General features: G+C 53.7%; 24 protein-coding genes, 1 tRNA gene and 1 pseudogene. 22 read left to right on the top strand and 4 right to left on the bottom strand.

The window, feature by feature from the left end; genetic code table 11:
• Positions 1–134 precede the first annotated feature (134 nt).
• From osmY to mrdA2, 9 genes are all read left to right on the top strand, one after another.
• Positions 135–749: a molecular chaperone OsmY gene (osmY, locus tag QSK07_RS08630; protein ID WP_013359017.1), complete on the top strand. Its 615-nt coding sequence runs from the start codon at positions 135–137 to the stop codon at positions 747–749.
• Between the two features lie 96 nt (positions 750–845).
• On the top strand, positions 846–1,007 hold the full coding sequence (locus QSK07_RS08625; protein ID WP_003848537.1) for a DUF1328 domain-containing protein: 162 nt from the start codon (positions 846–848) through the stop codon (positions 1,005–1,007).
• 221 nt (positions 1,008–1,228) lie between these two features.
• Positions 1,229–2,281, top strand: coding sequence for a patatin-like phospholipase family protein (locus QSK07_RS08620; protein ID WP_285721368.1), 1,053 nt, complete (start codon positions 1,229–1,231; stop codon positions 2,279–2,281).
• Positions 2,278–3,075, top strand: a complete 798-nt coding sequence (locus QSK07_RS08615; protein ID WP_285721367.1) for a TatD family hydrolase — start codon at positions 2,278–2,280, stop codon at positions 3,073–3,075. The genes QSK07_RS08620 and QSK07_RS08615 overlap by 4 nt, the downstream gene beginning before the upstream one ends.
• A 234-nt stretch (positions 3,076–3,309) precedes the next feature.
• Positions 3,310–4,089: a deoxyribose-phosphate aldolase gene (gene deoC, locus QSK07_RS08610; RefSeq protein WP_098052382.1), complete on the top strand. Its 780-nt coding sequence runs from the start codon at positions 3,310–3,312 to the stop codon at positions 4,087–4,089.
• A gap of 62 nt (positions 4,090–4,151) precedes the next feature.
• Positions 4,152–5,480 carry a thymidine phosphorylase gene (gene deoA / locus QSK07_RS08605; protein ID WP_285721366.1) on the top strand — a complete coding sequence of 443 codons (1,329 nt, stop codon included), beginning with the start codon at positions 4,152–4,154 and terminating at the stop codon, positions 5,478–5,480.
• Between the two features lie 95 nt (positions 5,481–5,575).
• Complete coding sequence (gene deoB / locus QSK07_RS08600) at positions 5,576–6,799, top strand: phosphopentomutase (RefSeq protein ID WP_285721365.1); 1,224 nt, start codon at positions 5,576–5,578, stop codon at positions 6,797–6,799.
• Positions 6,800–6,825: 26 nt separating this feature from the next.
• A complete protein-coding gene (gene deoD, locus QSK07_RS08595; RefSeq protein WP_098052385.1) occupies positions 6,826–7,539 on the top strand; it encodes a purine-nucleoside phosphorylase in 714 nt (237 codons plus the stop codon).
• A 221-nt stretch (positions 7,540–7,760) separates the two neighbouring features.
• Positions 7,761–9,632, top strand: coding sequence for a peptidoglycan DD-transpeptidase MrdA2 (gene mrdA2 / locus QSK07_RS08590; protein WP_275221516.1), 1,872 nt, complete (start codon positions 7,761–7,763; stop codon positions 9,630–9,632).
• A 28-nt stretch (positions 9,633–9,660) separates the two neighbouring features.
• Here mrdA2 and QSK07_RS08585 read toward each other — a convergent pair whose 3' ends face one another.
• Positions 9,661–10,980 carry a methyl-accepting chemotaxis protein gene (locus QSK07_RS08585; RefSeq protein ID WP_285721364.1) on the bottom strand — a complete coding sequence of 440 codons (1,320 nt, stop codon included), beginning with the start codon at positions 10,978–10,980 and terminating at the stop codon, positions 9,661–9,663.
• A 223-nt stretch (positions 10,981–11,203) separates the two neighbouring features.
• On the opposite strand from QSK07_RS08585, the gene QSK07_RS08580 reads away from it, so the two are divergent.
• The 5 genes and pseudogenes from QSK07_RS08580 to QSK07_RS08560 all read left to right on the top strand — a co-directional run bounded on the left by QSK07_RS08580 (position 11,204) and on the right by QSK07_RS08560 (position 14,966).
• Positions 11,204–11,279: transfer RNA gene (locus QSK07_RS08580), tRNA-Phe, on the top strand.
• Positions 11,280–11,581: 302 nt separating this feature from the next.
• Positions 11,582–12,547 carry a sensor domain-containing diguanylate cyclase gene (locus tag QSK07_RS08575; protein WP_285721363.1) on the top strand — a complete coding sequence of 322 codons (966 nt, stop codon included), beginning with the start codon at positions 11,582–11,584 and terminating at the stop codon, positions 12,545–12,547.
• Between the two features lie 751 nt (positions 12,548–13,298).
• Positions 13,299–13,463, top strand: coding sequence for a con-10 family general stress protein (locus tag QSK07_RS08570; protein WP_004571242.1), 165 nt, complete (start codon positions 13,299–13,301; stop codon positions 13,461–13,463).
• Between the two features lie 503 nt (positions 13,464–13,966).
• Positions 13,967–14,449: pseudogene (locus QSK07_RS08565) on the top strand (YciE/YciF ferroxidase family protein).
• 10 nt (positions 14,450–14,459) lie between these two features.
• Positions 14,460–14,966, top strand: a complete 507-nt coding sequence (locus tag QSK07_RS08560; protein WP_285721362.1) for a ferritin-like domain-containing protein — start codon at positions 14,460–14,462, stop codon at positions 14,964–14,966.
• Between the two features lie 73 nt (positions 14,967–15,039).
• Here QSK07_RS08560 and treF read toward each other — a convergent pair whose 3' ends face one another.
• Together treF and QSK07_RS08550 are read right to left on the bottom strand one after the other, a co-directional pair.
• On the bottom strand, positions 15,040–16,698 hold the full coding sequence (gene treF / locus QSK07_RS08555) for an alpha,alpha-trehalase TreF (RefSeq protein WP_098052394.1): 1,659 nt from the start codon (positions 16,696–16,698) through the stop codon (positions 15,040–15,042).
• Between the two features lie 351 nt (positions 16,699–17,049).
• Positions 17,050–17,907, bottom strand: coding sequence for an SDR family oxidoreductase (locus QSK07_RS08550; protein ID WP_285721361.1), 858 nt, complete (start codon positions 17,905–17,907; stop codon positions 17,050–17,052).
• Positions 17,908–18,005: 98 nt separating this feature from the next.
• Here QSK07_RS08550 and QSK07_RS08545 point away from each other — a divergent pair, with 98 nt between their 5' ends.
• The 8 genes from QSK07_RS08545 (at position 18,006) to QSK07_RS08510 (ending at position 25,230) form a co-directional block, all read left to right on the top strand.
• Positions 18,006–18,386 carry a winged helix-turn-helix transcriptional regulator gene (locus QSK07_RS08545; RefSeq protein ID WP_275221507.1) on the top strand — a complete coding sequence of 127 codons (381 nt, stop codon included), beginning with the start codon at positions 18,006–18,008 and terminating at the stop codon, positions 18,384–18,386.
• Positions 18,387–19,164: 778 nt separating this feature from the next.
• Complete coding sequence (locus QSK07_RS08540) at positions 19,165–20,577, top strand: cytochrome ubiquinol oxidase subunit I (protein ID WP_285721360.1); 1,413 nt, start codon at positions 19,165–19,167, stop codon at positions 20,575–20,577.
• Between the two features lies 1 nt (position 20,578).
• On the top strand, positions 20,579–21,583 hold the full coding sequence (cydB, locus tag QSK07_RS08535) for a cytochrome d ubiquinol oxidase subunit II (protein WP_013359001.1): 1,005 nt from the start codon (positions 20,579–20,581) through the stop codon (positions 21,581–21,583).
• Between the two features lies 1 nt (position 21,584).
• Positions 21,585–21,764: a DUF2474 domain-containing protein gene (locus QSK07_RS08530; RefSeq protein WP_135907709.1), complete on the top strand. Its 180-nt coding sequence runs from the start codon at positions 21,585–21,587 to the stop codon at positions 21,762–21,764.
• 428 nt (positions 21,765–22,192) lie between these two features.
• On the top strand, positions 22,193–23,062 hold the full coding sequence (locus QSK07_RS08525; RefSeq protein WP_285721359.1) for a helix-turn-helix domain-containing protein: 870 nt from the start codon (positions 22,193–22,195) through the stop codon (positions 23,060–23,062).
• A gap of 231 nt (positions 23,063–23,293) precedes the next feature.
• The gene (locus QSK07_RS08520) at positions 23,294–23,476 is read left to right on the top strand and encodes a hypothetical protein (protein WP_285721358.1); all 183 of its coding nucleotides are present in this window, start codon (positions 23,294–23,296) and stop codon (positions 23,474–23,476) included.
• 315 nt (positions 23,477–23,791) lie between these two features.
• Complete coding sequence (locus tag QSK07_RS08515) at positions 23,792–24,619, top strand: siderophore-interacting protein (protein ID WP_502921706.1); 828 nt, start codon at positions 23,792–23,794, stop codon at positions 24,617–24,619.
• A gap of 71 nt (positions 24,620–24,690) precedes the next feature.
• Positions 24,691–25,230: a PadR family transcriptional regulator gene (locus tag QSK07_RS08510; RefSeq protein WP_285721356.1), complete on the top strand. Its 540-nt coding sequence runs from the start codon at positions 24,691–24,693 to the stop codon at positions 25,228–25,230.
• On the opposite strand, the gene QSK07_RS08505 is transcribed toward QSK07_RS08510, so the two are convergent.
• Complete coding sequence (locus tag QSK07_RS08505; protein ID WP_033733740.1) at positions 25,231–25,527, bottom strand: Rdx family protein; 297 nt, start codon at positions 25,525–25,527, stop codon at positions 25,231–25,233.
• Positions 25,528–25,535: the final 8 nt, after the last annotated feature.

Here is a 25,535-nt window from a genome sequence, read left to right as displayed (position 1 = left end):
AAATGCCGTCTATGATTATTTTATCGGACGGCGGAAGAGACTTCTCTTGTCCTTACGTCCTGTAACGCAGCGGCATCAGTGCCTCTGTTTCGCCCACAGTTTTGGGTGAGTTAACTGATAGAAGGAAGATATCGATGAACAAGACTAAGATTGCTAAAACCCTGATGGCCGCCATGATTGGCTCAGCACTGATCAGCGGCAGCGCACTGGCTGACGAATCAGTGTCGCAGAAAGCGTCACAGACAGCCGACAGCGCGGGTTCGAAAATCGATAGTTCTATGAAAAAAGTCGATGGTTATATGGATGACAGCGGCATCACCGCCAAAGCCAAAGCGGCACTGGTGGATGACGACGCAATTAAAAGCACGGATATCTCGGTAAAAACGCATAGCGGCGTCGTGACCTTAAGCGGTTTCGTCACCTCACAGGATCAGGCTGAGAAGGCTGTGGCAGTGGTGCAGAAAATCGAAGGTGTTAAATCCGTCAGCGACAAACTACACGTCAGAGACAGCAAATCATCTTCAGTGAAAGGTTATGCCGGTGATGCCGCTACGACCAGCGAAATTAAAGCTAAGCTATTAGCAGACGACATTGTTCCGTCGCGCAACGTAAAAGTTGAGACCACCGACGGTGTTGTTCAGCTTTCAGGGCATGTTGCTACTCAGGCACAGTCAGATCGTGCAGAAAGCATCGCTAAAGCCATTGAAGGCGTGAAAAGCGTTAAGAATGACCTGACGGTTAAATCTTAAGCTTGCGTGCGGTCACTTCGGTGACCGCATGGATAAAAGATACCCATCCGGGGATTAAATAAGCAGTTCGATTTTAAATAGGGTAAGGAGAGGCTTATGTTTCGTTGGGGCATTATTTTTCTGGTGATCGCACTGATCGCTGCAGCGTTAGGTTTTGGCGGTTTAGCGGGCACAGCAGCATGGGCAGCTAAAGTTGTCTTCGTCGTTGGTATTATCCTGTTCCTCATCAGCCTGTTTACCGGCCGTAAAAAGCTTTAGCCGATGAGTCCTGCAGCGTAATGCAACGCAAAGCATAGAGCGGAGACCAGTCATCTGCAGCGACTGACGTGAAGAGAAGGACACCTTCACATCGCTGCGATGGCAAGCCAGTTCAGCTGGCCTGCCGGTTAAAGGAATAGATGACTGGTTCTCCGGAATGCTGCTGTCTTTAACGGATCCCTCCTCCAGCATACCCGGAACCCTTTTTTGAGGTTTGCACAGTGGGTATTCGCATTCCCATCACACTCGGCGCCATTGAACCTCTGGCACTGACACCCTTTAAAGCTCAGAAAATTGCCCTGGTTTGTGAGGGCGGCGGTCAGCGCGGCATTTTCACGGCAGGGGTACTGGACGAATTTCAGCGCGCCCGATTCAATCCTTTTCAGTTGATGCTCGGCACCTCTGCCGGTGCACAAAATCTCTCTGCCTTTGTCTGTGGTCAGCCCGGCTACGCCCGTCGCGTGATTACCCGCTATACCACCAGTAAACTCTTTTTTGATCCGCTGCGCTTTGTGCGTGGCGGAAACCTGATCGACCTCGACTGGCTGATCGATATCACCCGCAGTGAATTTCCGCTGGCGATGAGCAGTGCGGAACAGCTGTTCTCCAGCGGCCGCGAGTTTTATATGTGCGCCTGCCGCAGCGACGACTATTCGCCTGGCTATTTTACGCCCACCGCCGACAACTGGCTGGATCTGATCAAAGCTTCCAGTGCGATTCCCGGTTTCTACCGGCTGGGCGTCAATCTGGAAGGGATTAGCTATCTCGATGGTGGCATCAGCGATGCGATTCCGGTACGTGAGGCAGCACGTCGCGGGGCAGATACCATTGTGGTGATCCGCACCGTGCCGTCGCAGATGTTTTATACGCCGAAATGGTTTAAGCGGATGGAGCGCTGGCTCAGCACTGGCGCACTGCAACCCATGATCAATGTGCTGAATAAGCATGAGCAGAGCTATCAGGAGATTCAGCAGTTCATTGAAAATCCGCCGGATGGCCTGCGAATCATTGAAATTTATCCGCCGCATGTACTGGCCAGCAGTGCGCTGGGCAGCCGTGTTGCCGCGCTGAATCAGGATTATCATCTGGGACGGCGCTGTGGTCGCTATTTCCTCGCCACGCTGGGCCAGTGGCTGAGCGATGCTGAACCGACGATCTCAGCGCGCATCGTCACCCCGCCTGCGCCGGTCGCCAATGCGCCGGATACCCGATTGATTATCACGCCGCCGCTGGCGGACAATGATGCGGATTACGACAAAGGATCGCTGGCATGACGTTTATCGATACGCACTGTCATTTCGATTTTCCGCCTTTCGAAGGGGATGTTGTCGGCAGTCTGGCGCGCGCCGCGGAAGCGGGTGTAGAGAAGATTATCATCCCGGCAATCGATGCCAGCCGGTTTGAGCGCGTCTGCGCGCTGGCCGCGGAACATCCGCCGCTTTACGCGGCGCTGGGCCTGCACCCTATCGTCATTGAAAATCACCTTGAGGCGCATCTTGGGCAGCTGGAAACCTTACTGCAACAGCGGCCACGTAAGCTGGTGGCGATCGGCGAGATCGGGCTGGATCTCTATCGCGACAATCCGCAGTTTGATAAGCAGCAACGCTTTCTGGAGGCGCAGCTGAAGCTGGCAAAACAGTATCAGTTGCCGGTGATCCTGCATTCGCGGCGCACCCATGACAAGCTGGCGCAGATTCTGCGTCGTCTCGATCTGCCGTGCCGTGGCGTAGTGCACGGTTTCGCGGGCAGCCTGCAGCAGGCGCAGGCCTTTATTAAGCTGGGTTATGCGATTGGTATTGGCGGGACAATTACCTATGAACGCGCCAGCAAAACCCGTCAGACCGTAGCACAGCTGCCGCTCTCTTCGCTGCTGCTGGAGACCGATGCACCCGATATGCCGCTGCAGGGCTTTCAGGGCCAGCCAAACCGCCCGGAACGTGCGCGTCAGGTGTGGGAAGTACTCTGCAGCCTGCGAGAGGAGTCACCCGAAGAGATTGCCGATGCGCTGTGGCACAACAGCCAGCAACTTTTCCAGCTCGATCCCGCTTTCCCGGCGCTGCGTAACTGACCGGATCTGCCTCACCTGCGCTTAAATGTGATAATAGTAACATTGGGCCGGCTGGCGTATGATGGCGATTAAACGCTGTTATCTGCAATTTAAGTCACAGTGAGTATGACGCAATTGCACCAATTTCTAATCCCTATGTGACTACTGGCACATATCAGGCCTTTTCTTCATGTTATTATTATAACATTCCGCCGGCAAGCCGGTGGGTTGCACCCCGATCCTTTGGAGAGCCTCATGACCGATAGTAAACCTCTTGCCCTGCGCGCCCTGAAACTGATGGATTTAACCACCCTGAATGACGACGACACCGACGCAAAAGTGATCGCCCTGTGTCATCAGGCTAAATCCCCGGCAGGTAACACCGCCGCCATCTGTATCTATCCGCGCTTTATTCCGATTGCGCGTAAAACGCTGCGCGAGCAGGGTACGCCAGCGATCCGCATCGCCACGGTGACCAACTTCCCGCACGGCAATGACGACATCGATATTGCACTGGCAGAGACCCGCGCCGCCATCGCCTACGGTGCAGATGAAGTGGATGTGGTCTTCCCGTACCGTGCGTTGATCGCCGGTAACAGCCAGGTTGGTTTCGATCTGGTGAAAGCCTGTAAAACCGCCTGTGCTGAAGCGGACGTGTTGCTGAAAGTCATCATCGAAACCGGTGAGCTGAAAGAAGAAGCGCTGATCCGTCAGGCTTCTGAGATTGCTATCGACGCGGGTGCCGACTTCATTAAAACCTCTACCGGTAAAGTGCCGGTTAACGCCACGCCGGCAGTGGCGCAGATCATGATGAATGTGATCCGTGATAAAGGCGTCAGCCAGCAGGTTGGCTTTAAACCGGCGGGCGGCGTGCGCACTGCTGAAGATGCCGCGATCTATCTGCAGATGGCAGATGAGACGCTGGGTGCCGACTGGGCCGATGCGCGCCATTTCCGCTTTGGTGCATCAAGCCTGCTGGCGAGCCTGCTCAACACCCTGGGTCATGACAGCGACACCAGCAAAGCGGGTTACTGATCTTTCAGGCGGTCGCTTGCCGCCTGTTCTCCATCCTGATTTCCCTGAACCAGGGGGCTACTTTGTTTCTGCCACAAGAAATTATTCGCAAAAAACGTGACGGCCAGGCGCTGACTGAAGCGGAGATTCGCTTCTTCATTAACGGCGTGCGTGATAACACCGTCTCGGAAGGTCAGATTGCCGCGCTGGCAATGACCATCTGGTTCCATGATATGACGCTGCCGGAGCGGGTTGCGTTGACGATGGCGATGCGTGATTCCGGTACGGTACTTAACTGGAAATCACTCAACCTTAACGGGCCAGTGGTGGATAAGCACTCGACCGGCGGCGTCGGCGATGTGACGTCGCTGATGTTAGGACCGATGGTCGCCGCCTGCGGCGGATATGTGCCGATGATCTCCGGTCGTGGTCTGGGTCATACCGGCGGTACGCTGGATAAACTGGAAGCGATTCCGGGCTTCGATATCTTTCCCAGCGATGATCGCTTTCGCGACATCATTAAGCAGGTCGGTGTGGCGATTATCGGCCAGACCCGCTCGCTGGCACCGGCGGATAAGCGTTTCTACGCCACGCGTGACATCACCGCCACCGTCGATTCCATTCCGCTGATCACCGCCTCGATTCTGGCGAAGAAGCTGGCAGAAGGGCTGGATGCGCTGGTGATGGATGTCAAAGTCGGTTCCGGCGCGTTTATGCCAACCTATGAAGCGTCAGAAAGTCTGGCGCAGTCGATTGTGGGCGTCGCCAATGGCGCAGGCTGTCAGACCACCGCACTGCTGACGGACATGAACCAGGTTCTCGCTTCTTCAGCCGGTAACGCGCTGGAAGTGCGTGAAGCGGTTCGCTTCCTCACCGGCGAGCAGCGTAATCCGCGTCTGCTGGAAGTGACGCTGGCGCTCTGCAGCGAAATGCTAATCTCCGGCAAACTGGCCGCCAGCGACGCCGACGCGCGTCAGAAGCTGATGACAGTGCTGGATAACGGTAAGGCGGCTGAGGTGTTTGGCCGCATGGTCGCGGCCCAGCAGGGACCGGCTGATTTCGTCGAACGCTACGACGCTTATCTGCCCGCGCCAATGCTGAGTAAACCGGTTTATGCCGACCAGCCAGGCATCGTCAGCAGTATGGATACCCGTGCGCTGGGTCTGGCGGTGGTGGCGATGGGCGGCGGACGTCAGCGCGCCAGCGACAGCATCGACTACAGCGTCGGCTTCAGCGAGATGATCACCCTGGGCGAACGTGCCGATGCACAACGTCCGCTGGCGGTCATTCACGCCAGCAGCGAAGACAAATGGCAGCAGGCCGCCGCAGCGGTTAAAGCTGCGCTGGTGCTGGGAGATTCCGCCCCGGCTGAGACGCCGGTTGTCTATCGCCGTGTGAGCGATCTCAGCTAACTGACCAGTAACCGGTGCCAGCCGCGATGCATTCGGGTATACTGATCTGATCGCTTTTTTTTGACTTGTCACGCGCCAATGCGCAGGAGACTTGCATGAAACGTGCTTTTATTATGGTTCTCGATTCCTTTGGAATTGGCTCCAGTAAAGATGCCGATAAATTCGGCGACGCAGGTTCAGATACCCTGGGTCATATCGCCGAAGCCTGTTTTAACGGTGAAGCAGAAAAGGGACGTAAAGGCCCATTGCATCTGCCTAATCTCACCGCGCTGGGGCTGGGTAAAGCCGCCGAGCTGTCGACCGGCCGCTTCCCGGCGGGTCTGGATCCTGAGGCAAAAATCACCGGTGCGTACGCTTACGCCAGTGAGCTTTCGTCAGGTAAAGATACGCCGTCAGGCCACTGGGAGATCGCCGGTGTGCCGGTGCTGTTTGACTGGGGCTACTTCAGCGATAAAGAGAACAGCTTCCCGCAGGAACTGCTGGACAAGCTGGTAGCGCGCGCCGACCTGCCGGGCTATCTCGGTAACTGCCACTCTTCAGGTACGGTGATCCTCGACCAGCTGGGCGAAGAGCATATGAAAACCGGGAAGCCGATTTTCTATACCTCTGCGGACTCCGTATTCCAGATCGCCTGTCACGAAGAGACCTTTGGTCTTGAGCGGCTCTATGCGCTGTGCGAAATTGCCCGTGAAGAGCTGACCGAAGGGGGCTATAACATTGGACGCGTAATTGCCCGTCCGTTTGTGGGTGATAAAGCGGGTCAGTTCGAGCGTACCGGCAACCGTCACGACCTGGCGGTCGAGCCACCCTCCGCCACCATGCTGAAAAAGCTGGTGGATGAGAAGGGCGGTCATGTGATCTCCGTGGGTAAAATCGCCGATATCTATGCGGAGCAGGGCATTACCAAAAAGGTCAAAGCGACCGGTCTGGATGCGCTGTTTGACGCGACGATTCAGGAAATGAAAACCGCGCCGGATCAGGCGATTGTGTTCACCAACTTCGTTGATTTCGATTCAACCTGGGGACATCGCCGTGATGTCGCAGGTTATGCGGGCGGGCTGGAGCTGTTTGACCGTCGTCTGCCTGAGCTGATGGCGCTGGTTGGCGAAGATGACATCCTGATCCTGACCGCTGACCACGGCTGTGATCCGACCTGGGAAGGCACGGAGCACACGCGTGAGCACATTCCGATTCTGATCTACGGACCAAAAGTAGAGCCGGGTTCACTGGGATACCGCGAGACTTTCGCCGATATTGGTCAGACAATTGCATACTACTTTGGCCTGTCCGAGATGGACTATGGCAAGAACATGCTGTAAATCAGCAATTTAATAAGGATTAAACAATGGCAACCCCTCATATTAATGCTGAAATGGGTGATTTCGCAGACGTCGTATTGATGCCTGGCGATCCGCTGCGCGCAAAACACATCGCAGAAACATTCCTGGAAAACGTGGTTGAAGTGAATAACGTGCGCGGCATGCTGGGCTACACCGGTACTTACAAAGGCCGTAAAGTCTCTGTGATGGGTCACGGAATGGGTATCCCTTCCTGCTCCATCTACACCAAAGAGCTGATCACGGACTTTGGCGTTAAAAAGATCATCCGTGTTGGCTCCTGCGGTGCCGTACGCCCTGACGTAAAACTGCGTGATATCGTGATCGGTATGGGTGCCTGCACCGATTCCAAAGTGAACCGTATGCGTTTCAAAGATCACGACTTCGCAGCGATTGCTGACTTCGACATGGTGCGTAACGCGGTTGATGCGGCGAAAAATCTGGGTGTTGAAGCGCGCGTGGGTAACATCTTCTCTGCCGATCTCTTCTACACGCCGGATCCGCAGATGTTCGACGTGATGGAAAAATATGGCATCCTCGGCGTTGAGATGGAAGCTGCGGGTATCTATGGTGTGGCCGCTGAGTTCGGCGCGAAAGCGCTGACCATCTGTACCGTATCAGACCATATTCGTACGCATGAGCAGACGACTGCTGCTGAGCGTCAGACAACCTTCAACGACATGATCAAGATTGCGCTGGAGTCTGTCCTGCTGGGTGACTAATCCGCGCGGCGGGTGATAGTTCGCGTCCGCTGCCCGATCGCCTGTTCAGATCCTCCCTGACCGGAGGGTCTGAGTTTCCCGTCTCGCCGTCCCGGTAACATTCACATCAAATGACACACTTTTGTTGAGGCTTGTGCATCTTCGCGCTGGCACGCCCGCGATCGCGCTTTATCATGGTCCGCAACAACAGATAATAATTAATCGCCTGATAATGCCCCCTGATGAACTTTCGTAACTTCGATGCTGAAGAGAAGCTATTTGCCCGTCGCGCCGCAATCGCCTTTGCTCTGGTCTGTCTCTGTTTCACTATTCTTGGCGTAAACCTTTATCGTCTGCAGGTGCGCGATCATAGCTATTACCAGACGCGCTCCAATCAGAACGACATCAAGATGATCCCCATCGCCCCGACGCGCGGGCTGATTTATGACCGCAATGGCATTCCGCTGGTGCGCAATGTCAGCTGGTACGCCATTACGCTAACGCCTTACAAAATCGACGATATGAACGCCACGCTGCGGGCGCTGACGCCGATCGTAAATCTGACACCCGATGAGATTGACACCTTCCACCGTGCGCTGAAGCAGACCAGCCGTTACAAGCCGGTGGTGCTGAAAGAGGAGCTGACCGAAGAGCAGGTCGCCCGCTTTGCGGTGAATCAGTTTCACTTCACCGGGGCCAGCATTGAGACCTATCAGGATCGTGAATATCCCTATGGTGCGGATCTGGCGCATGTGATCGGCTATGTGTCGAAAATCAACGATAACGACTACAAACGGCTGAACGCGGAAGGTATCGCCGAAAACTATGCGGCTGACCACAACATCGGCAAGCAGGGGATTGAGGGCTATTACGAATCGCTGCTGCACGGCAAGCCGGGTTATCAGGAAGTGGAAGTGGATAATCATGGCCGCATTGTGCGGGTGCTGAAAGAGGTGCCGCCGGTCGCGGGTAAAAACCTGACGCTGACGCTGGATCTGCATCTGCAACAGTATGTGGAGAGCCTGCTGGCCGGGCAGCGTGCGGCGCTGCTGATTGAAGATCCGCACGACGGCTCCGTGCTGGCGATGGTCTCCAGTCCCAGTTACGACCCTAATCCGTTTGTGAAAGGCATCAGCTATCAGGCTTACAAAAAGCTGCTGCAGGATAAAGACCTGCCGCTGATCAACCGCGTCACGCAGGGACTCTATCCACCCGCCTCGACGGTGAAGCCTTATATGGCGATGTCAGCGCTGCTGACTCATGTGATTACGCCACAGTCGCAGTTCTTTGGTGCGCCGACCTGGACTTTACCGGGCACGGACCGGCGCTATCGCGACTGGAAGAAAACCGGGCACGGCATGCTGGATGTCACTCGTGCGATAGAAGAGTCTGCCGACACCTTCTTTTATCAGGTGGCTTTCATGATGGGGATTGACCGGATTCACACCATGCTCAGCCAGTTTGGCTATGGCAAATCGACCGGCATCGACCTGAATGAGGAGTACAATGGCTTATTGCCAGGCCGTGAGTGGAAGCAGAAGGTGCATAAAAAGGCCTGGTATCAGGGCGATACGGTTTCGGTAGGCATTGGTCAGGGCTACTGGATTGCGACGCCGATTCAGATGGTGAAAGCGATGGTCGCGCTGATTAACAATGGGCGGGTCATCGCACCGCATCTGCTGGAGAAAACCCAGCGTGGCACCCTCGTTGAAAACTACCATCCACAACAGCACGAGGCGCAGATTGGCGATCCTCACTCACCCTACTGGTCGCTGGTGCGTCACGCGATGTTTGGTATGGCCAACGCGCCGAATGGCACCGGTTATAAATATTTCCATACGGCACCTTATGGCATCGCTGCGAAAAGCGGCACGTCGCAGGTATTCAGCCTGCGTCAGAACCAGACTTATAACGCGAAGATGATCCCGGTGCGGCTGCGTGACCATATCTTCTACACCGCCTTTGCGCCGTTTAATGACCCGAAAGTGGCGGTGGCGTTAATTCTGGAGAATGGTGGCGGGGAAGGGGTAACGGCTGCGCCCGTGATGCGGGATATTCTGGATCATATCTTTATCCCGCCGGTGCCAGACGCGCCGGTGCAGGCCACACCGTAAAGAAGGGGGCAAATGCCCCCACAGAGCATCAGACTTTAAGCGTTTTAGTGACCTGTCCGATGGCACGCACCACGTCCGTTGCGCCTTCACGGATTTCTGCAATCACGCCGCCCGCCTCCTGAGCCAGCTGTACGCCCTGGTCGGCACGTTTCAGGTTTGACTCAATACCTTTCAGCGCCCGGCTTGCCAGCAGATGATTTTGCTGAATCCGGTTTTCAATGTCGGTCGTGGCGCGGTTAATGTTGGCTGCCAGCGTGCGGACTTCGTTAGCCACCACCGCAAAGCTGCGGCCATGGGTGCCCGCCCGCGCTGCTTCAATGGCGGCATTCAGCGCCAGCAGGTTGGTCTGATCGGCGATCCGACGAATACCTTCCACAATTGCGCCGATACGATCGGAGGACTCACTCAGTCCGGTGATATCACCGGAGATCCCCTGCAGTTCACCCGCCAGCGCATTCATGGTCTGTACGCTGCTGGCGATCACATCGGCACCCAGCTTTGTGCTTTCATCCGTTTGCAGCGCGGTGTGATAAGCGTGCTGCGCCGCATCATGCTCCTGCTGATTCTTTTCCACCTGTGCTGTCACATCCGTGGCGAATTTCACAATTTTGTAGAGCCGGCCCTGTTCATCAAAAACCGGGTTATAAGTGGCGCGCAGCCAGACCGTCTCGCCCCGTTTATTTACCCGGGGAAACTGACCCGAGACAAATTCACCCCGGTTCAGTTGCTCCCAGAACTCGCTATATTCGCGGCTATCGCGCAGTGTCTGTGAGCAGAAGCGACTGTGGTGAATACCTTCTACCTCCTCACGTTGGTAGCCCATGGTTTTCAGAAAGTTGTCGTTGGCTTTCAGCACTTCACCTTTGAGGTTAAAGGCGATGACCGCCATCGACCGTTCAATAGCGGTGGTGATGGCGCGCTGCTCCTGCGCATCGTTGATATGACCCGTAATGTCGGTGGCGAGTTTGACGATTTTAATCACCCGGCCATGACGGTTCTGCACCGGCACATAGTTGGCTTCCAGCCAGATCGGGCGGCTGTTTTTCGCCATACGCAGAAATTTATCGCTGAAGCTTTCGCCCCGGTTCAGCCGCAGCCAGAAATCCTGATACGCCCGCGATTGTAGTTGTTCCGGCGTACAAAACAGGCTGTGGTGCTGGCCCTCGATCTCCGCCAGCGTATAGCCCATACGCGCCAGAAACAGCGCATTGGCGCTGAGGATGGTGCCATCGGGAGAGAATTCAACCATGGCGATGGAGCCGTTGAGCGAACTCAGCGTGGCGGCTGAGTGTGAGCGCTTCTGCCAGCCGTGGCGTGAAGCGATGCCTGATGTAATGGTGGAAAACATGGCGATCCTTATTATTCGTGTTGGCCTCGCCTCCTATATCGGCAAAATCGCGGCACAATGGAGCCTTTACCGGTTCGCTGCCTGAAATTTATGCTGACATCCGTCACAGTTTTTGAGTCAGGCCAGCGGTAGTCAGTGGGTTGATGGAAAAGCCGTCAGTCGATGTGATTTTGGTGAAAAGCGTTTGACGCTGCCGGGCCGCTTTGGTTTAATGCGCCCCGTTGCCCGAATAGCTCAGTCGGTAGAGCAGGGGATTGAAAATCCCCGTGTCCCTGGTTCGATTCCGGGTTCGGGCACCAAAATTAAAAGAACCCGCCTCTGGCGGGTTTTTGCGTTCTGGCGAACCGGGTCGCGAGACTCCCTGACATTACCGAATTACACTTCAGTCCGGCGCATTTCTCCTCACAATGCTGTAGCAATACAAACAGATTTCACGGCGAAACCAATTTGCCGGTTCGCCTCTGTGCTGTGTAGCCAGACCCGCACCGCCTGATGTGCTGTCCAGCCTGCAATTGACCGCGGCTAATCGTGTTTTATTAGCCACTCTTTACAGAATCAACCTGACAGGCACAATAGCCCTTTTTACAGTTCTCTCACGGTCATGTCAGAAGAAGCGCTGCGTCTGCAGATACAGAACCTGAAAAAGCATAATGCGCGTCTGAAGCGTATAGCGCATGACGCCCGTACAAAACTCAACGCGGCGCTGGATGGCACCGGATTATTCCTGTGGCAGCTCGATATTCCCAGCGGCAAACTGGTGATTTTTAACCGGCGCTGGGGCGCGATGCTCGGCTTCCAGCCCAAAGAGACAGACGCCAACTTCGAATCGTGGAAAGAGAGTCTGCATCCTGATGATGCCGCCGAAGTTTTGCGCGCGTTTAACGATCACATCGCCGGAAAAGCGCCTTACTATGAAGCGCTGCATCGCATGATCGCCAAAAATGGCAGTATTACGTGGGTGCTGGATCGGGGCCGGGTCAGCGAGTGGAACGCGCACGGCGAGCCGGTTAAAGTCATCGGTACTCACATCGACATGACCAAAGAGAAGCAATATGAAGAGCAGCTCGCTCTGCTGGCGCTGCACGATCCCCTTACGCTGCTCAACAATCGTCATGCCCTGCAAAATGATTTCTGTGAAATGAAAGCGCAGGGGCCGCTCTGCGTTGTCTTTATTGACCTGGATAATTTTAAGCACGTTAACGACACCCTGGGGCATCGCAGCGGTGATGAAGTGTTAATTCAGTTAAGCCAGCGATTGATTGAACTCTCCCCGACGGAAGTGATTATTGGCCGGCTCGGCGGCGATGAGTTCGTCCTGCTATTGCCGTTTGCACTCGGGCAGCCGCAGGTCAGACAGCTGGCGCATGCCTGCCTTGACGCAGTGCTTACCCCTTTTGATTTGGCTAACGGGCACGCGCACATAGGCGCGTCAGTAGGCGTGTCACAGGTTGAGGTAAAAGATGACTTTGATACCGCCCTGGCACGTGCTGATGAAGCCATGTACCGCATAAAGAAAAACGGTAAACGCGGCGTTGCCTTTTATTCCACCGTGTCAGACCCCCTCTGACGCTGTCAGGCTTCATCCCTGCACACCACTGACGCACCATTTTCCGACTGACGCTGCACGATTACACCCGTCATTTTTTGATTTCGCCTTCTGCTCGCCTCCTGTAGGCTCATAAAACCTATGAAGTTCTCCACAAAAAACACTTTTTAGTACTATTCCGAAAACGCGATTTTGATCCCTGATTTACCTGAATATCACCGCTTCGTTTAATCCTGAATATTTGTACCCTTTATTGCGTATCATTCTGATTAAAATTTTCATTTAATCAGTATAATTGATCGTTTATTGATCAAAATAAGCTATTTTCAGCGGGCACAGTCTAAGCCTTACGTCTCGCTTAATTCAGCTTCAAAAACAGCAGTGTGTAAATATATTTACCGCTTCGCTTGGGGAAATTGATCGTTTGTTGATCATCTTCACTAACTGATATCGATGAAGTTATCTCCGTGCCGCTTCGGTTACTTTTTTTTCAATTGGACTTTTTTCGAAAATGATCGATTAATAGGGCGCGGCGATTTTTGTAAGAAATGTATTTTGCACCGAATCTCTTTTTTGAATAGAACAGAGCGATAGGTTAAATGCGTTACCAGTCCGGATGAGGGTTGAACTGCCAATAAGTCAGATCGGTAACGGGTTTTTTATTTTTCTCGCTTGAACGGTCAGGTTTTCTGTCTGCATTCAGGTTGCTGAATCGGCCTGATGAAGCATTAACTGTGCAAATTCTGATTTTAATTTCAAAGAGGAACACAGAATGACTCAATATCGTGGTGGGGCCGGAAATTTTGCGGCTGATAAAGAGCGTGCTGCAGAAGCAGGGCGCAAAGGCGGCCAGAAAAGTGGCGGGAACTTTAAGAACGATCCTGAACGTGCCATCGAAGCCGGGCGCAAGGGAGGTAAGGTAAGCCGCAGAAGCTAAACGCTTTTAAGGCTGCTGGATGGCAGCTTAACGCGATTTCCGGGCTGCACAGATTCTTTTTTCATTTTCCTGAAATATAATTACCTCCTGAATTATGTCGCTGATTTACCATTGACACAGAGAGATGCCGTTAATTAAACCGGTTGGGTTTTCCCTGCCGGTTTTTTATTCCAGATCGATTAAAGCTATACGGTTTAATAAATTTATGTACAACTATGGTTTGACTGGTGATTTTTTTATGCACGTAATCCTAAAAAATTTATACAGCGATTTATTGTTTTGTACAAATTCCGATCGCAGCGAGCGAAGCCGCAGCCCTAAAAACGTTTTTGGCTAAATGACTGTTGTAAAAAGGAAATTGCATTTTGTATGCCACTTTTGTATTAAATTCATACTGCCACAGCGTGCGATATTAAGAATCTCCACTAAACTTTTCAGATGCCAACGATATGACTGGCGATGCGTTATTACCGACGCAGCTTTTTGATCGATGAGGCTATCTTATGACAGTGAAAACGTTAAACGATCTGTTCATCCACGACCTTTCCGATGTATACAGCGCTGAGAAACAGATAACCCGTGCATTGCCTGAAATGGCGCGTGCTGCCAGTGACGAAAATCTTATCACTGCGTTTAATCAGCATCCTGAAGAGACCTGTGCTCAGATTGAACGACTGGATGAACTGGCAGACGTGACACCTGAAGTCAAAATCAAAAGAATGAAATGCCATGCGCCTGAAGGTCTGGTTGAAGAGGCCCAGGAAATTATCGACTCGGTCGAAAAGAGCGAAGTCCGCGATCAGGGGCTGATCGGTGCGGCACAGAAAGTTGAGCACTATGAGATTGCCACCTACGGCACGCTGCATGCACTGGCGCTGAAGCTGGGATAGACCAAAGCGGCAGAGCTGCTGGCTGCGACCCTGAATGAAGAGAAACAAACGGATGAGAAACTCACCTCGGTAGCCGAGGCTATTACCGTCTCTTAAGGAGTGACACATGACTGCGATTGAACATTATCATGACTGGCTGCGCGATGCGCATGCGATGGAAAAGCAGGCAGAAAGCATGCTGAGCAAGATGTCAGGCCGTCTTGAACACTATCCGGCGCTGGAACAGCGTCTGGCACAACATCTGGAAGAAACTAAGTATCAGCTGACCCTGCTGGAACAGCTGCTTGACAGCCACGCTATCGATCACTCTGTGATGAAAGATGCGATGGGTAAAATGGCGGCGACCGGCCAGGCGGTGGGCGGTATGTTTAACTCAGATGAAGTGGTGAAGGGTGCCATCAGTGGCTACGTTTTTGAGAATGCTGAAATCGCCAGCTACACCAGCCTGATTGCCGCGGCGGAGCAGGTGGGTGATACGCAGGGTGTTCGCATCCTCAACGAGATCCGCGATCAGGAAGTGGCCATGGCGGAGTGGCTGCTCCGGCACCTGCCTGAAGTAACTCAGAAATTCCTGCAACGTGCGTCGCAGCCGGGCGCAGAAGCGAAGAAGTAACGCCTGAATGCCTGCATGAAAAAAGCCGGGAATGATCCGGCTTTTGCATTTAGTAATTTACAGGCTGCGACACTCAGTCAGCCATTAAATGCCCATACATCGTCATCAGCTTACGCGTGACGCCGTTGGTCCAGCCGAAGCCATCCTGTAATGGATACTCGCCGCCACCGCCGGGACGGGCGCGGTCGCCGCTGATGTCATACTTTTCGACCAGCTTATGGTGCAGTTGATAGAAGTTATTAACCGTATTAAGCCAGTTCACCGCGACTTCACTTGCCAGCGTCTCTTCACCGTAGTTATTCAGGCCAACAACAGCCATCCACTGCATCGGTGCCCATCCGTTGGGACGGTCCCACTGCTCACCGCTTTCCACCATTGAGGTCAGCAGGCCACCGTTGCTCAGCAACAGATGACGCAGGGAGATTGCCTGCAGGTGCGCCTGGTACGGCGTCGCCAGACCCACAAACAGCGGAACGACCGAGGCAACGGTAAAGGCACCAAAACGCTCACGACGCCAGTCGTAGTCGCGGAACACACCGGCGGTGCTGTCCCACAGGTAACGGGTAATGGCGCGTTTCCGCGTTTCCGCCTTTTTCTGCCAGGCCAGCGCCGTCAGCTCTTCGCCTTTGGCATGCGACAGGGTGGCAATCATCAGCTCCAGCTTGTACAGGAACGCATTCAGATCGATAGGGATAAACTGTGTCGTACGGATACTCGACAGCCGTTTCGGATTCCGCAGCCAGCGCGAGGAGTAATCCCAGCCCGACTCTGCACCCGCACGCAGGTCACGATAGACTTCGCTGGCCGGACGTTTAGATTCGCGCGCGGTTTCGACATCTTCCATCCACGACTCATCACGTGGCGTATCGCGGTCATCCCAGTAACGGTTCAGCAGCGAGCCATTTGGCATCCGCACGACGTGACGATAGGCCTGGTTTGGCATCAGTGAGCCGGCACCATCCATCCAGAACTGATACTCCTTCATCAGCTGTTCCTGATAGCGCTTAGCACCGCGCACGCCATCCTCTTCGAATAGCTCCACCATCAGGGCAAATACCGGCGGCTGAGAACGGCTGAGATAATAAGTACGGTTGCCGTTTGGCACATGGCCGTAGTTATCGATCAGCCAGGCAAAGTTGTCTGCCATATGACGCAGCAGGTCATCACGGCCCGATTCCGCCAGGCCCAGCATGGTGAAGTAGGAGTCCCAGTAGTAGGTTTCGCCAAAGCGGCCGCCTGGTACAACATAGGGTTTCGGTAACGGCAGCAGCGATGAGTGAGGCATATGCTGCTGCGGCATTTTAGTCAGAACCGGCCACAGGTCATCGATATGCTCATTAAGCGATTTATCCGGGTTGGAGACATAAAAACTTTCGTTTACGCCAGGCAGATAAAAGTGATCGGCGACAAAACGCGACAGGTCGAAATCACTGCTGCGTTTCTGTCGACGATAGCGCATCAGCACATCCAGCGGATCGTACTTAGGCGAACAGTCGGGGAAGGTTTTACTATCCTCAAAAATCCGCGACATCTGGACATGTTCAAACAGTTCCAGATAACGATCGGCAGGCGTGAGCGCATCCGGTGCCGGTAAGCCTTCAATCAGCTCCGGTTCCGGTTCAGAATCCTGCATGCGATCCAGTTTCAGTTCATGGGGATCGTATTGATACTCAACTTCCGCCCCGGCACGAACCTCTTCAAGTGCATTTTGTTGCTGGCGATGGGTATTAATAACGGCCTCCTGAGCGGTCGTGGTTGCACAAAGGAGAAATTATAGACCTCTCATCCTGCGGAACAACAATGCAGAATATCTATGAACGTAATAAAAATTGTCGATTAATCGAGGCTTTTTAATAAATTCCAGTCAATTCAACCAAATATCGCGGTGTTCACAAAAAACACATTTCGGATGAATCTCTTAGCAGCATGAATAAAAAAATTTAAGCTGAAGAAAACTGGCATTTATTCACATTTTGTAAAAGAAACCGCAGCCGTAAAGGGTGCAGAAAATGGCATACGCAACGGAAATCAGGGCCGGAGTGGGAAGTGAGCGGGCAGGGTTGCCCGCTCAGAAAGAGCTGGACTAATGGTTCGCCAGTGCTGCGCGGATCACCGCCTGCAAGCTTGTGGTCGGGCGACCAATCAGTTTGCTCAGCTGACGCGAATCATCAAACAGGCCACCTTTTTCTGCACCGGCATCAGAATCTGCCAGCATCGCCGCCAGACCTTCTGGCAGGCCAGCGCCTTTCAGCGCGGCGGCAAAGTCAGTCTGAGACAAGTTGACGTAATCGACTTTCTCACCACTCTGTGCAGCAATCTCCGCCGCAAACTGCGCCAGCGTATAGCTGTCGTCGCCTGCAAGCTCATAGACTTTGCCCGCCTGATCGTCACGGGTCATCACTTCAGCCGCCGCTTCAGCGTAATCCTGACGGGCAGCCGACGCGATGCGACCTTCACCTGCCGCGCCGATAAACGCATGATGTGCCAGCGCCGGAGGAATGCTGGCGGCATAGTTCTCGGTGTACCAGCCGTTGCGAAGCAGGGCGAACGGGATGCCCGAGGCTTTCAGCAGCGCTTCGGTCGCGCGATGTTCAACACCTAAACCCAGCGGTGAGGTATCCGCATGCAGCAGACTGGTGTAGGCGATAAAGCCCACGCCAGCAGCCTTTGCAGCGTCAATGACAGCTTTATGCTGCGCCTCACGCTGGCCCACTTCACTGCCCGAGATCAGCAGCAGCTTATCCACGCCTGCAAAAGCGGCCTCCAGCGTCTCTGGCTGGCTATAATTGGCCTGGCGTACAATCACGCCCAGCGCAGCAAGATCGGCCGCTTTGGCGGGCGTACGCACAGCGGCAACAATTTCTGCTGCCGGAACTTTTTTCAGTAATGCATCGATAACGATTCGGCCCAGCTGGCCGGTGGCACCTGTAACTGCAATCATGGGATAACTCCTGTGGCTGTTGGTGAAATCCAGACTAGGGTATAAACTAATTTTTAGTAAGTACTTACAGAATTGTTAGTTTAAGGTGCGCAGGTTAAATGTCTGAAAAACTAAGTGAAAAATTTAGTCGCGGTGAACTGCTTAACGTTAACTGTCCGTCGCGCGACGTACTGAAACGGGTGACCAGCCGCTGGAGCGTACTGATTCTGCTGGCCCTGCAGGACCAGACCCTGCGTTTCAGTGCATTGCGCCGGGCGGTCGGTGGGGTCAGTGAACGCATGCTGGCGCAGAATCTGCGCTATCTGGAAGAAGATGGCTTCGTGCAGCGCATCGCTTACGATGTCGTACCGCCGCACGTTGAGTATCGTCTGACCCCGCTTGGTTGCGAAGTCAGTGAACAGGTAGTGGGGCTGGCGGACTGGCTGGAGCTGAACCTGAGCCGGATTCTGGCACAGCGCGAAAAGTCTGCAGCTGAGTAAATTCCCGCCTGTCAGCCATCCTGTCGTGAAGGTGTGGCGATGCTGACAGGAGATTTCTGATCTGTTCTTCTCCCATTTCACTCCCTGAAACCGGAATAACGTAACGGCAGGAAAATAACCTAAGCGTTTTTTTCGCCTCTTTGCTGGTTATTAAATCATTTCATCAGGCTCTGGCCCGGAATAACCGACTGCTTCGGACGCGCTGTTAATTCATTCCAGCTTTTTGACCCATTTTATTAACATATCCGGTGGCACTAAAAGGTGCCGTTCTGGCTGTTTTTCGCCTGGGTGCAGGTCTGAATTAGCAAGAGTAATGCAAAAAAAATAAACAAAGCGGTAGTGGTAATCATTTACTGAAGTAACTCTCTAAAAAATAAGATTATTTAATTTATTTGTTCTCAAAATTGACCTTTTTAAAAACAGGGTTTATAACAAAATAACCTCTGAAAACAGCCGGTTGAAGGCTTTTTTTAGTCAGGAATTGCTTTGCCCATGTGAATTTTTAAAGTGATAAATAACGTAACATTAACGACACATAAATACGCTCTGATTAACCTTTAAGCCTTATTTTTAAATAAGTAATTCCCGCTAAAAACAATGATAAAAATCAACAAAGACTGTTATAGTTTTCATTAACCCCACTGTTTCTGTTTCCTCGTCGCGAATAGTTCTAAATTTGCGGCGGGAATTTCAATAAGCGCAGAGAAGTCAGCGCATCAGGTTTAAGTTGTTAATAATAAGTAAATACATGGTGTTCTATGTGGCAAAGAGGTAAGCAATGTTCGGATTAGATGCCTTTCATCTGGCCAGGATTCAGTTCGCATTTACTGTTTCCTTCCATATTATCTTTCCCGCCATCACCATCGGTCTCGCCAGCTTCCTGGCCGTACTCGAAGGTATGTGGCTCAAAACCCGCGATCAAACCTATCGCGATCTCTACCATTTCTGGTCCAAAATCTTTGCCGTTAACTTCGGTATGGGTGTGGTGTCAGGGCTGGTGATGGCTTATCAGTTCGGCACGAACTGGAGCGGCTTCTCAGAGTTTGCCGGCAGTATCACCGGTCCGCTGCTGACCTATGAAGTGCTGACGGCGTTCTTCCTGGAAGCGGGCTTCCTGGGCGTGATGCTGTTTGGCTGGAATCGCGTAGGTCCGGGTCTGCACTTCTTTGCCACCTGCATGGTCGCACTGGGTACACTGATTTCGACCTTCTGGATCCTGGCTTCTAACAGCTGGATGCATACGCCGCAGGGCTACATCATTCAGAATGGCATCGTGGTTCCGCAGGACTGGTTCAAAATCGTCTTTAACCCCTCTTTCCCTTACCGGTTATTCCATATGTCGGTGGCGGCGTTCCTGGCGAGTGCCTTCTTTGTCGGTTCATCGGCGGCCTGTCATCTGCTGAAGGGCAACAACAATCCTGCCATCCGCAGGATGTTTTCCATGGCGTTGTGGATGGCGCTGATCGTCGCGCCGATTCAGGCGATGATTGGAGATGCTCACGGTCTGAACACGCTGGAGCATCAGCCTGCCAAGATCGCGGCGATTGAAGGACACTGGGAAAACCCGCCGGGTGAAGCCACACCGCTGATCCTGTTTGGTATTCCCGACATGGAGCAGGAGCGCACCAAATATGCGCTGGAAGTGCCTTATCTCGGCAGCCTGATTCTGACGCACAGTCTGGACAAGCAGGTTCCGGCGCTGAAGTCGTTCCCGAAAGAGGATCGCCCTGATTCAACGGTGATTTTCTGGTCCTTCCGTGTGATGGTGGCGCTGGGCCTGCTGATGATCACGCTGGGCGTGGTCAGCCTGTGGCTGCGTTTCAAAGGGCGTCTCTATGAGTCGCGCCCGTTCCTGTGGTTTGCACTGTTGATGGGTCCATCGGGTCTGATTGCGATTCTGGCAGGCTGGTTTACCACGGAAATCGGTCGTCAGCCGTGGGTGGTTTATGGCGTGCAGCGCACTATTGATGCGGTCTCGGCACATGGCGATATGCACATGAGCATCAGCCTGCTGGCCTTTATTCTGGTCTACAGCTCGGTGTTTGGCGTGGGGTATCACTACATGATGCGTCTGATTAAGCAGGGACCGGTTGTCGGCGAAGGTCATATCACCGAAGAGGGTGGACCGGGTCAGAAGAAAACACCAGCGCGTCCACTTTCCGCTGCCACCTTTAAGGATGGAGACCACTAAGATGATCGATTTTTCCGTTATCTGGTTTGTGATTATCGTCTTCGCAACCCTGATGTATATCGTGATGGATGGTTTTGACCTGGGTATTGGTCTGCTGTTCCCGTTCAACAAAGATGCTGGCGAGCGCGACATGATGGTGAATACCGTCGCGCCGGTCTGGGATGGTAATGAGACCTGGCTGGTGCTGGGGGGCGCAGGCCTGTTTGGTGCGTTCCCGCTGGCCTATGCAGTCATCGCCGATGCATTGTCGATTCCGCTGACCGCCATGCTGATCGGTCTGATTTTTCGCGGCGTTGCCTTCGAGTTCCGCTTTAAAGCGGTGGAAGGCCATCGTGCATTCTGGGACAAGTCGTTTATTGCCGGTTCGATCATCGCTACTTTCAGTCAGGGTGTGGCGGTCGGTGCATTGCTGGATGGTATTCCGGTTGAGGGACGCCGCTTTGCCGGTTCCGCAATGGACTGGCTGGCACCGTTCCCGCTGTTCTGCGGCGTGGGCCTGGTGGTGGCCTATGCGCTGCTGGGCTGTACCTGGCTCATCATGAAGACCGAGAATGAACTGCATCGTAAGATGTCTGCGCTGGCGACGCCGCTGGTGATTGCACTGTTGGTGATTATTGGGATCGTCAGCCTGTGGACGCCGTTTGCGCATGCCGACATTTCTCATCGCTGGTTCAGCACGCCAAATCTCTTCCTGTTCCTGCCGGTTCCGGTGCTGGTGCTGCTCTGTTCGTGGGGCATTATTCGCGCCATCAAACGTGAGGCACACTATTCACCGTTCCTGCTGACGCTGGCGCTGATCTTCCTGGGCTTCTCCGGACTGGGCATCAGTATCTGGCCAAACATTATTCCACCCTCTGTGACCATCTGGGCCGCTGCGGCACCTCCGCAGAGTCAGGCCTTTATGCTGGTGGGTAGCCTGCTGATTATCCCGATGATCCTGGGCTATACCTTCTGGAGCTACTACGTGTTCCGTGGAAAAATCAAAGCAGACGCAGGATATCATTGATATGAAAAGCCTCAGCAGCATGAAAGACCACAACCATAACCACAACGCAGAGACGAAAGCCCCGTGGTGGAAGCGTGTGATGTGGCTGGTGTTTATTTACGCTGCCAGCGTGCTTGCGCTGGGCGTTGTCGCCTCGCTGTTCCGCATGATGATGACTGCGGCGGGAATGCGCAGTCATTAATCGTCTGGCAGCAATAAATAAGCTCAATGCGCAGGGAGCACGGTCAGAAGAGGAAAGCGTCCCGCGACAGGGACAAAAACGCCGGGAGCGTTTTTGAACAACGCAACGCGTTGGCCCGGTTACGGGCGCACCTCAGGGATGAGGTGCGTAATCGCGCGGGCCGAGCAGGCCATGGATGGCGGTTTTTGCGTCTTTCTGATCTGACCGTGTTCCCTTCGCAGGCTCGGTCTTACCGCTACCGAGATGGACTTTGTCAACAATCTGAGGCTGACGTCAGTCAGCCTTTTTTAGTTAGTAACCTAAGCAATTAATGCGGAATCGCCCCGAACAGGTGTGTGGGCCTTACCCTTTCCTTACACCGATTCATAATTTTTGTTATTCTTTTGTAACGAAAATTCCAGTCCTAACCCGCGTCGTAAATCGCCATCATGCTCAGTCAGGCTATTAAAAAACAGCACATTACCGATCTGGTCGAGTGGATAGAAGCCAACCTCACCGACGATCTCAATATCGATCAAATTACCCTGAAATCAGGTTATTCCAAATGGCACATGCAGCGCATGTTCAAGGAGATGACCGGACAGACGCTGGCGGCATATACCCGCAAACGGCGTCTGACGATGGCGGCCATGGCGCTGCGTCTGACGCGCATGACGCTGATCGATATCGCCGTACGTTTTGGCTTTGATAACCAGCAAAACTTCACGAGGGTATTCAAAGGCCACTTTTCACTGACGCCTGGCGCGTTTCGCCGTATTCCTCATTTGCCGGTTAAAAACTTCCATGGTCGCATTCTGGTGCGATCGCTGGCAGAGCGTGCGACGCTGGTGGAACGTGAGGAAGAACTGCATCTGTGCGGAGATACACTGGAGTGGGAGTGCAGGTTTGGTGAGTATATCGCCGACCACGACCACCGTGTGGCAGAGCAGGCACGGCATCTGGTCGCGCTGGCGGGCAGTCATGCGACGCACGGCTGGTTAGGCTTTCAGTATGGTCCCGGCCATAGCTCTGCTGATCAGCAGAATATCAGCCTGTTTCAGGCGCTGGCACCACAACATGCCGGGCTGCTGGGTGACAATGCCGCCAGCTGGAGCGAGATGTGCGGCCTTTATGCGTCGATCCGCTGGAGCGGCAGGCCGGAGCAGCTGACGCGCTTTATCGAGGATATCTACTATCAGCATTTGCCTATGCTGGGCGTGTCGCGCCGTCCGGGCAAAGATCTGTTGCGTCTTGATTTCACGCACTGTAAGCCCGACTGGCTTAGCGGCGTTTTTTCTATTCCGGTGATGCAGGCGTAGCCGGCAGGGCAGGGGCGATCGCTTCTGCTCCTGCCAATGCATCTTTCGTGCTATAAACCGTGATAAACCGCACGATTTTATAAAATAAGTCGTCATTCTGGCGTAAAATCCTCCCCCGAAAACCCTGTCATATCTGAATCATCGTGCTTCTGTGACAGGGCTGGAAGATTCATCTGCATTTCAGGCCTTTTCTGGCCAAAACGACAATCGAAGACAACTATGCGACGCTTAATGATTTCCCTGATCCTGGCATTGCCTGCAATGGCGATGGCGCAGCAGGCTGAGCCTTTCTCACCGCCTGCCGGACTGCATCCGCACTCTCAGGTTACCCAGCATGAAATCCTGGGTGATGGTGAACTGCCGGATCACACCAGCAGTAATGCCTCCCTTTCCGGATTCAGCGACACGCTGTAAGTGTTGATGCCCAGAACCGGCGGCGCGAGATAATGCCCGGCTCGTCAGGAGCCGGACAGCTTCTGCCTGATTTACCTGCTCACACTCTGCACCTGCGGCTTCCTCCCTGAGGCCTATTCACCTGCATGCTGCATCTCTGATGCTTCTCATTCATGCTGCTTCCTGTCCGCATCTACTCACTTACGACACTGTTTAAAATATATCTTAAGTTTCAGGATCGCATTTTTCGTTCTTGCGCCGAAGATATATCATAGCTAATCTTGGGGCTTCAGATGAGAATGATTGTTATTCCATTGTTGTTTAATCATGGCGGATATGCCCCTGACTATCGGGCATAAGCCCTGTTTCAGGAGAGAGATTTTGACTACAACAGTCGATAAGCGTTTACCCCAGCGCGTCCGCAATGAACTGCGTTTTCGCCATATCCAGGTCGAAAGTAAAACGCATATTGCCGGGAAATTCTGGCGCATACGGTTCAGCGGCAGCGATCTGGCAGGCTTTACGTCGCCAGGCTTTGATGACCACATAAAGGTGTTTTTCCCTTCTGCTGAAGGTGAAGCACTGGCTCTGCCACAAATTACCGATGCAGGCATTGTCTGGCCTGAAGGTTTACGTCCGCAGGCGCGTGATTACACGCCGCTGGAATTCGATGGTGTGTCTTCACTGACCCTCGACTTCTATATTCATCAGCATGGCGTAGCCAGTGACTGGGCCGCGCAGGCGCAGGTGGGCGACAAACTGATTGTTGGTGGGCCACGCGGCTCGCTGGTGGTACCGACCGATTACGCATTCCAGCTCTACGTCTGCGACGAAACCGGGCTGCCCGCTTTTGCCCGCCGTCAGCGTGACGCCCGCGCCCAGGCGCTGCATCTCTATGCCTTAACCGATGAAGCGACCGGTCGCGACTATTTAGCGGATGCGGCAGGCGTAACGACAAACTGGCTGGGCAGCGGTCAGATGCAAAAAGCGCAGCTCAGCCAGCTGATTACCCGGCTGGATCAGATCGCTATTCCGACGGAGGATTACTTTATCTGGCTGACCGGCGAAGGTGAGTTTGTCAAAGCGCTGTCTGACTACTTTATATCGCAGCGTGGTCTCGACAGCGACTTCGTGCGGGCAGTGGCCTACTGGCATCAGAAGTAAGCCGCGCTGGCAATTGAGTTTTGCCAGATGGCGGACTACCATCACTCTCCTTTTTTTCAGCAGGGCAGGTCATGAAACAGCATCCGACTTCCACTTCATCTGACGAACAGACTTCGCGCGCAGGCGGCTGCAGCGGACGACGTAAACGACGTGAAAAGATGCTGGAAGCGAGTGAGATTCGCCTGCTGATGCTCCATTTCCTGGCGCAGAATGCGGCGCACGGCTATGAGCTGATAAAGTCCGTTGAGGAGCTGTCAAAGGGAGAGTATTCGCCCAGCCCGGGGATCATCTATCCCAACCTGACGCTGCTGGAAGAGATGGAGGCGATTCAGGTAGTGGATGCGCAGGCAGCACGTAAAGCCTACCGACTGACGGCGGCTGGTGAGGCGCAGCTGGCGGATAATCGCGAAACCGTAGCCAGCCTGATTACGCGACTCTCCACGCTAGCTATCGTGGTCAATAACCGCAGCATTCCTGCTGTGGAACAGGCGATTCACGAGTTGAAGATGGCTCTGAATCAGCGACTGGCGCAGGAAGATATTTCAGAGGCCGCGCTGCAGACGCTGATTAGGGCGCTGCACGACGCGGCTGATAAAATCACCCGCAGTTAATCAGCTGATTTCACTCTTATTCTTGTCGATGTGGCCCAGGGTACGATCCGGGAAACAGATGTCGCGCACGCGCTGTTTCAGGGTAGTCGCATCCGGGAAACCACCGTCCCGCTTACGTTCCCACAGCAGATGACCATCCAGCGTAATCTCAAAAATACCGCCGGTGCCGGGTTTCAGCGTGACCTCTGCCAGATCCTCGGCGAAGGTATGCAACAGTTCCTGCGCCATCCACGCTGACCGCATCAGCCAGTTGCATTGCATACAGTAGTGAATAACAACCACAGGTTTTTGCGCCATAACTCTCT

Origin of the sequence: Pantoea sp. QMID4, from assembly GCF_030270445.1 — a bacterium.
Classification (GTDB): domain Bacteria; phylum Pseudomonadota; class Gammaproteobacteria; order Enterobacterales; family Enterobacteriaceae; genus Pantoea; species Pantoea vagans.
The sequence above is the reverse complement of the archived record's forward strand: the minus strand, read 5'-3'. Positions and strand labels throughout refer to the sequence as shown.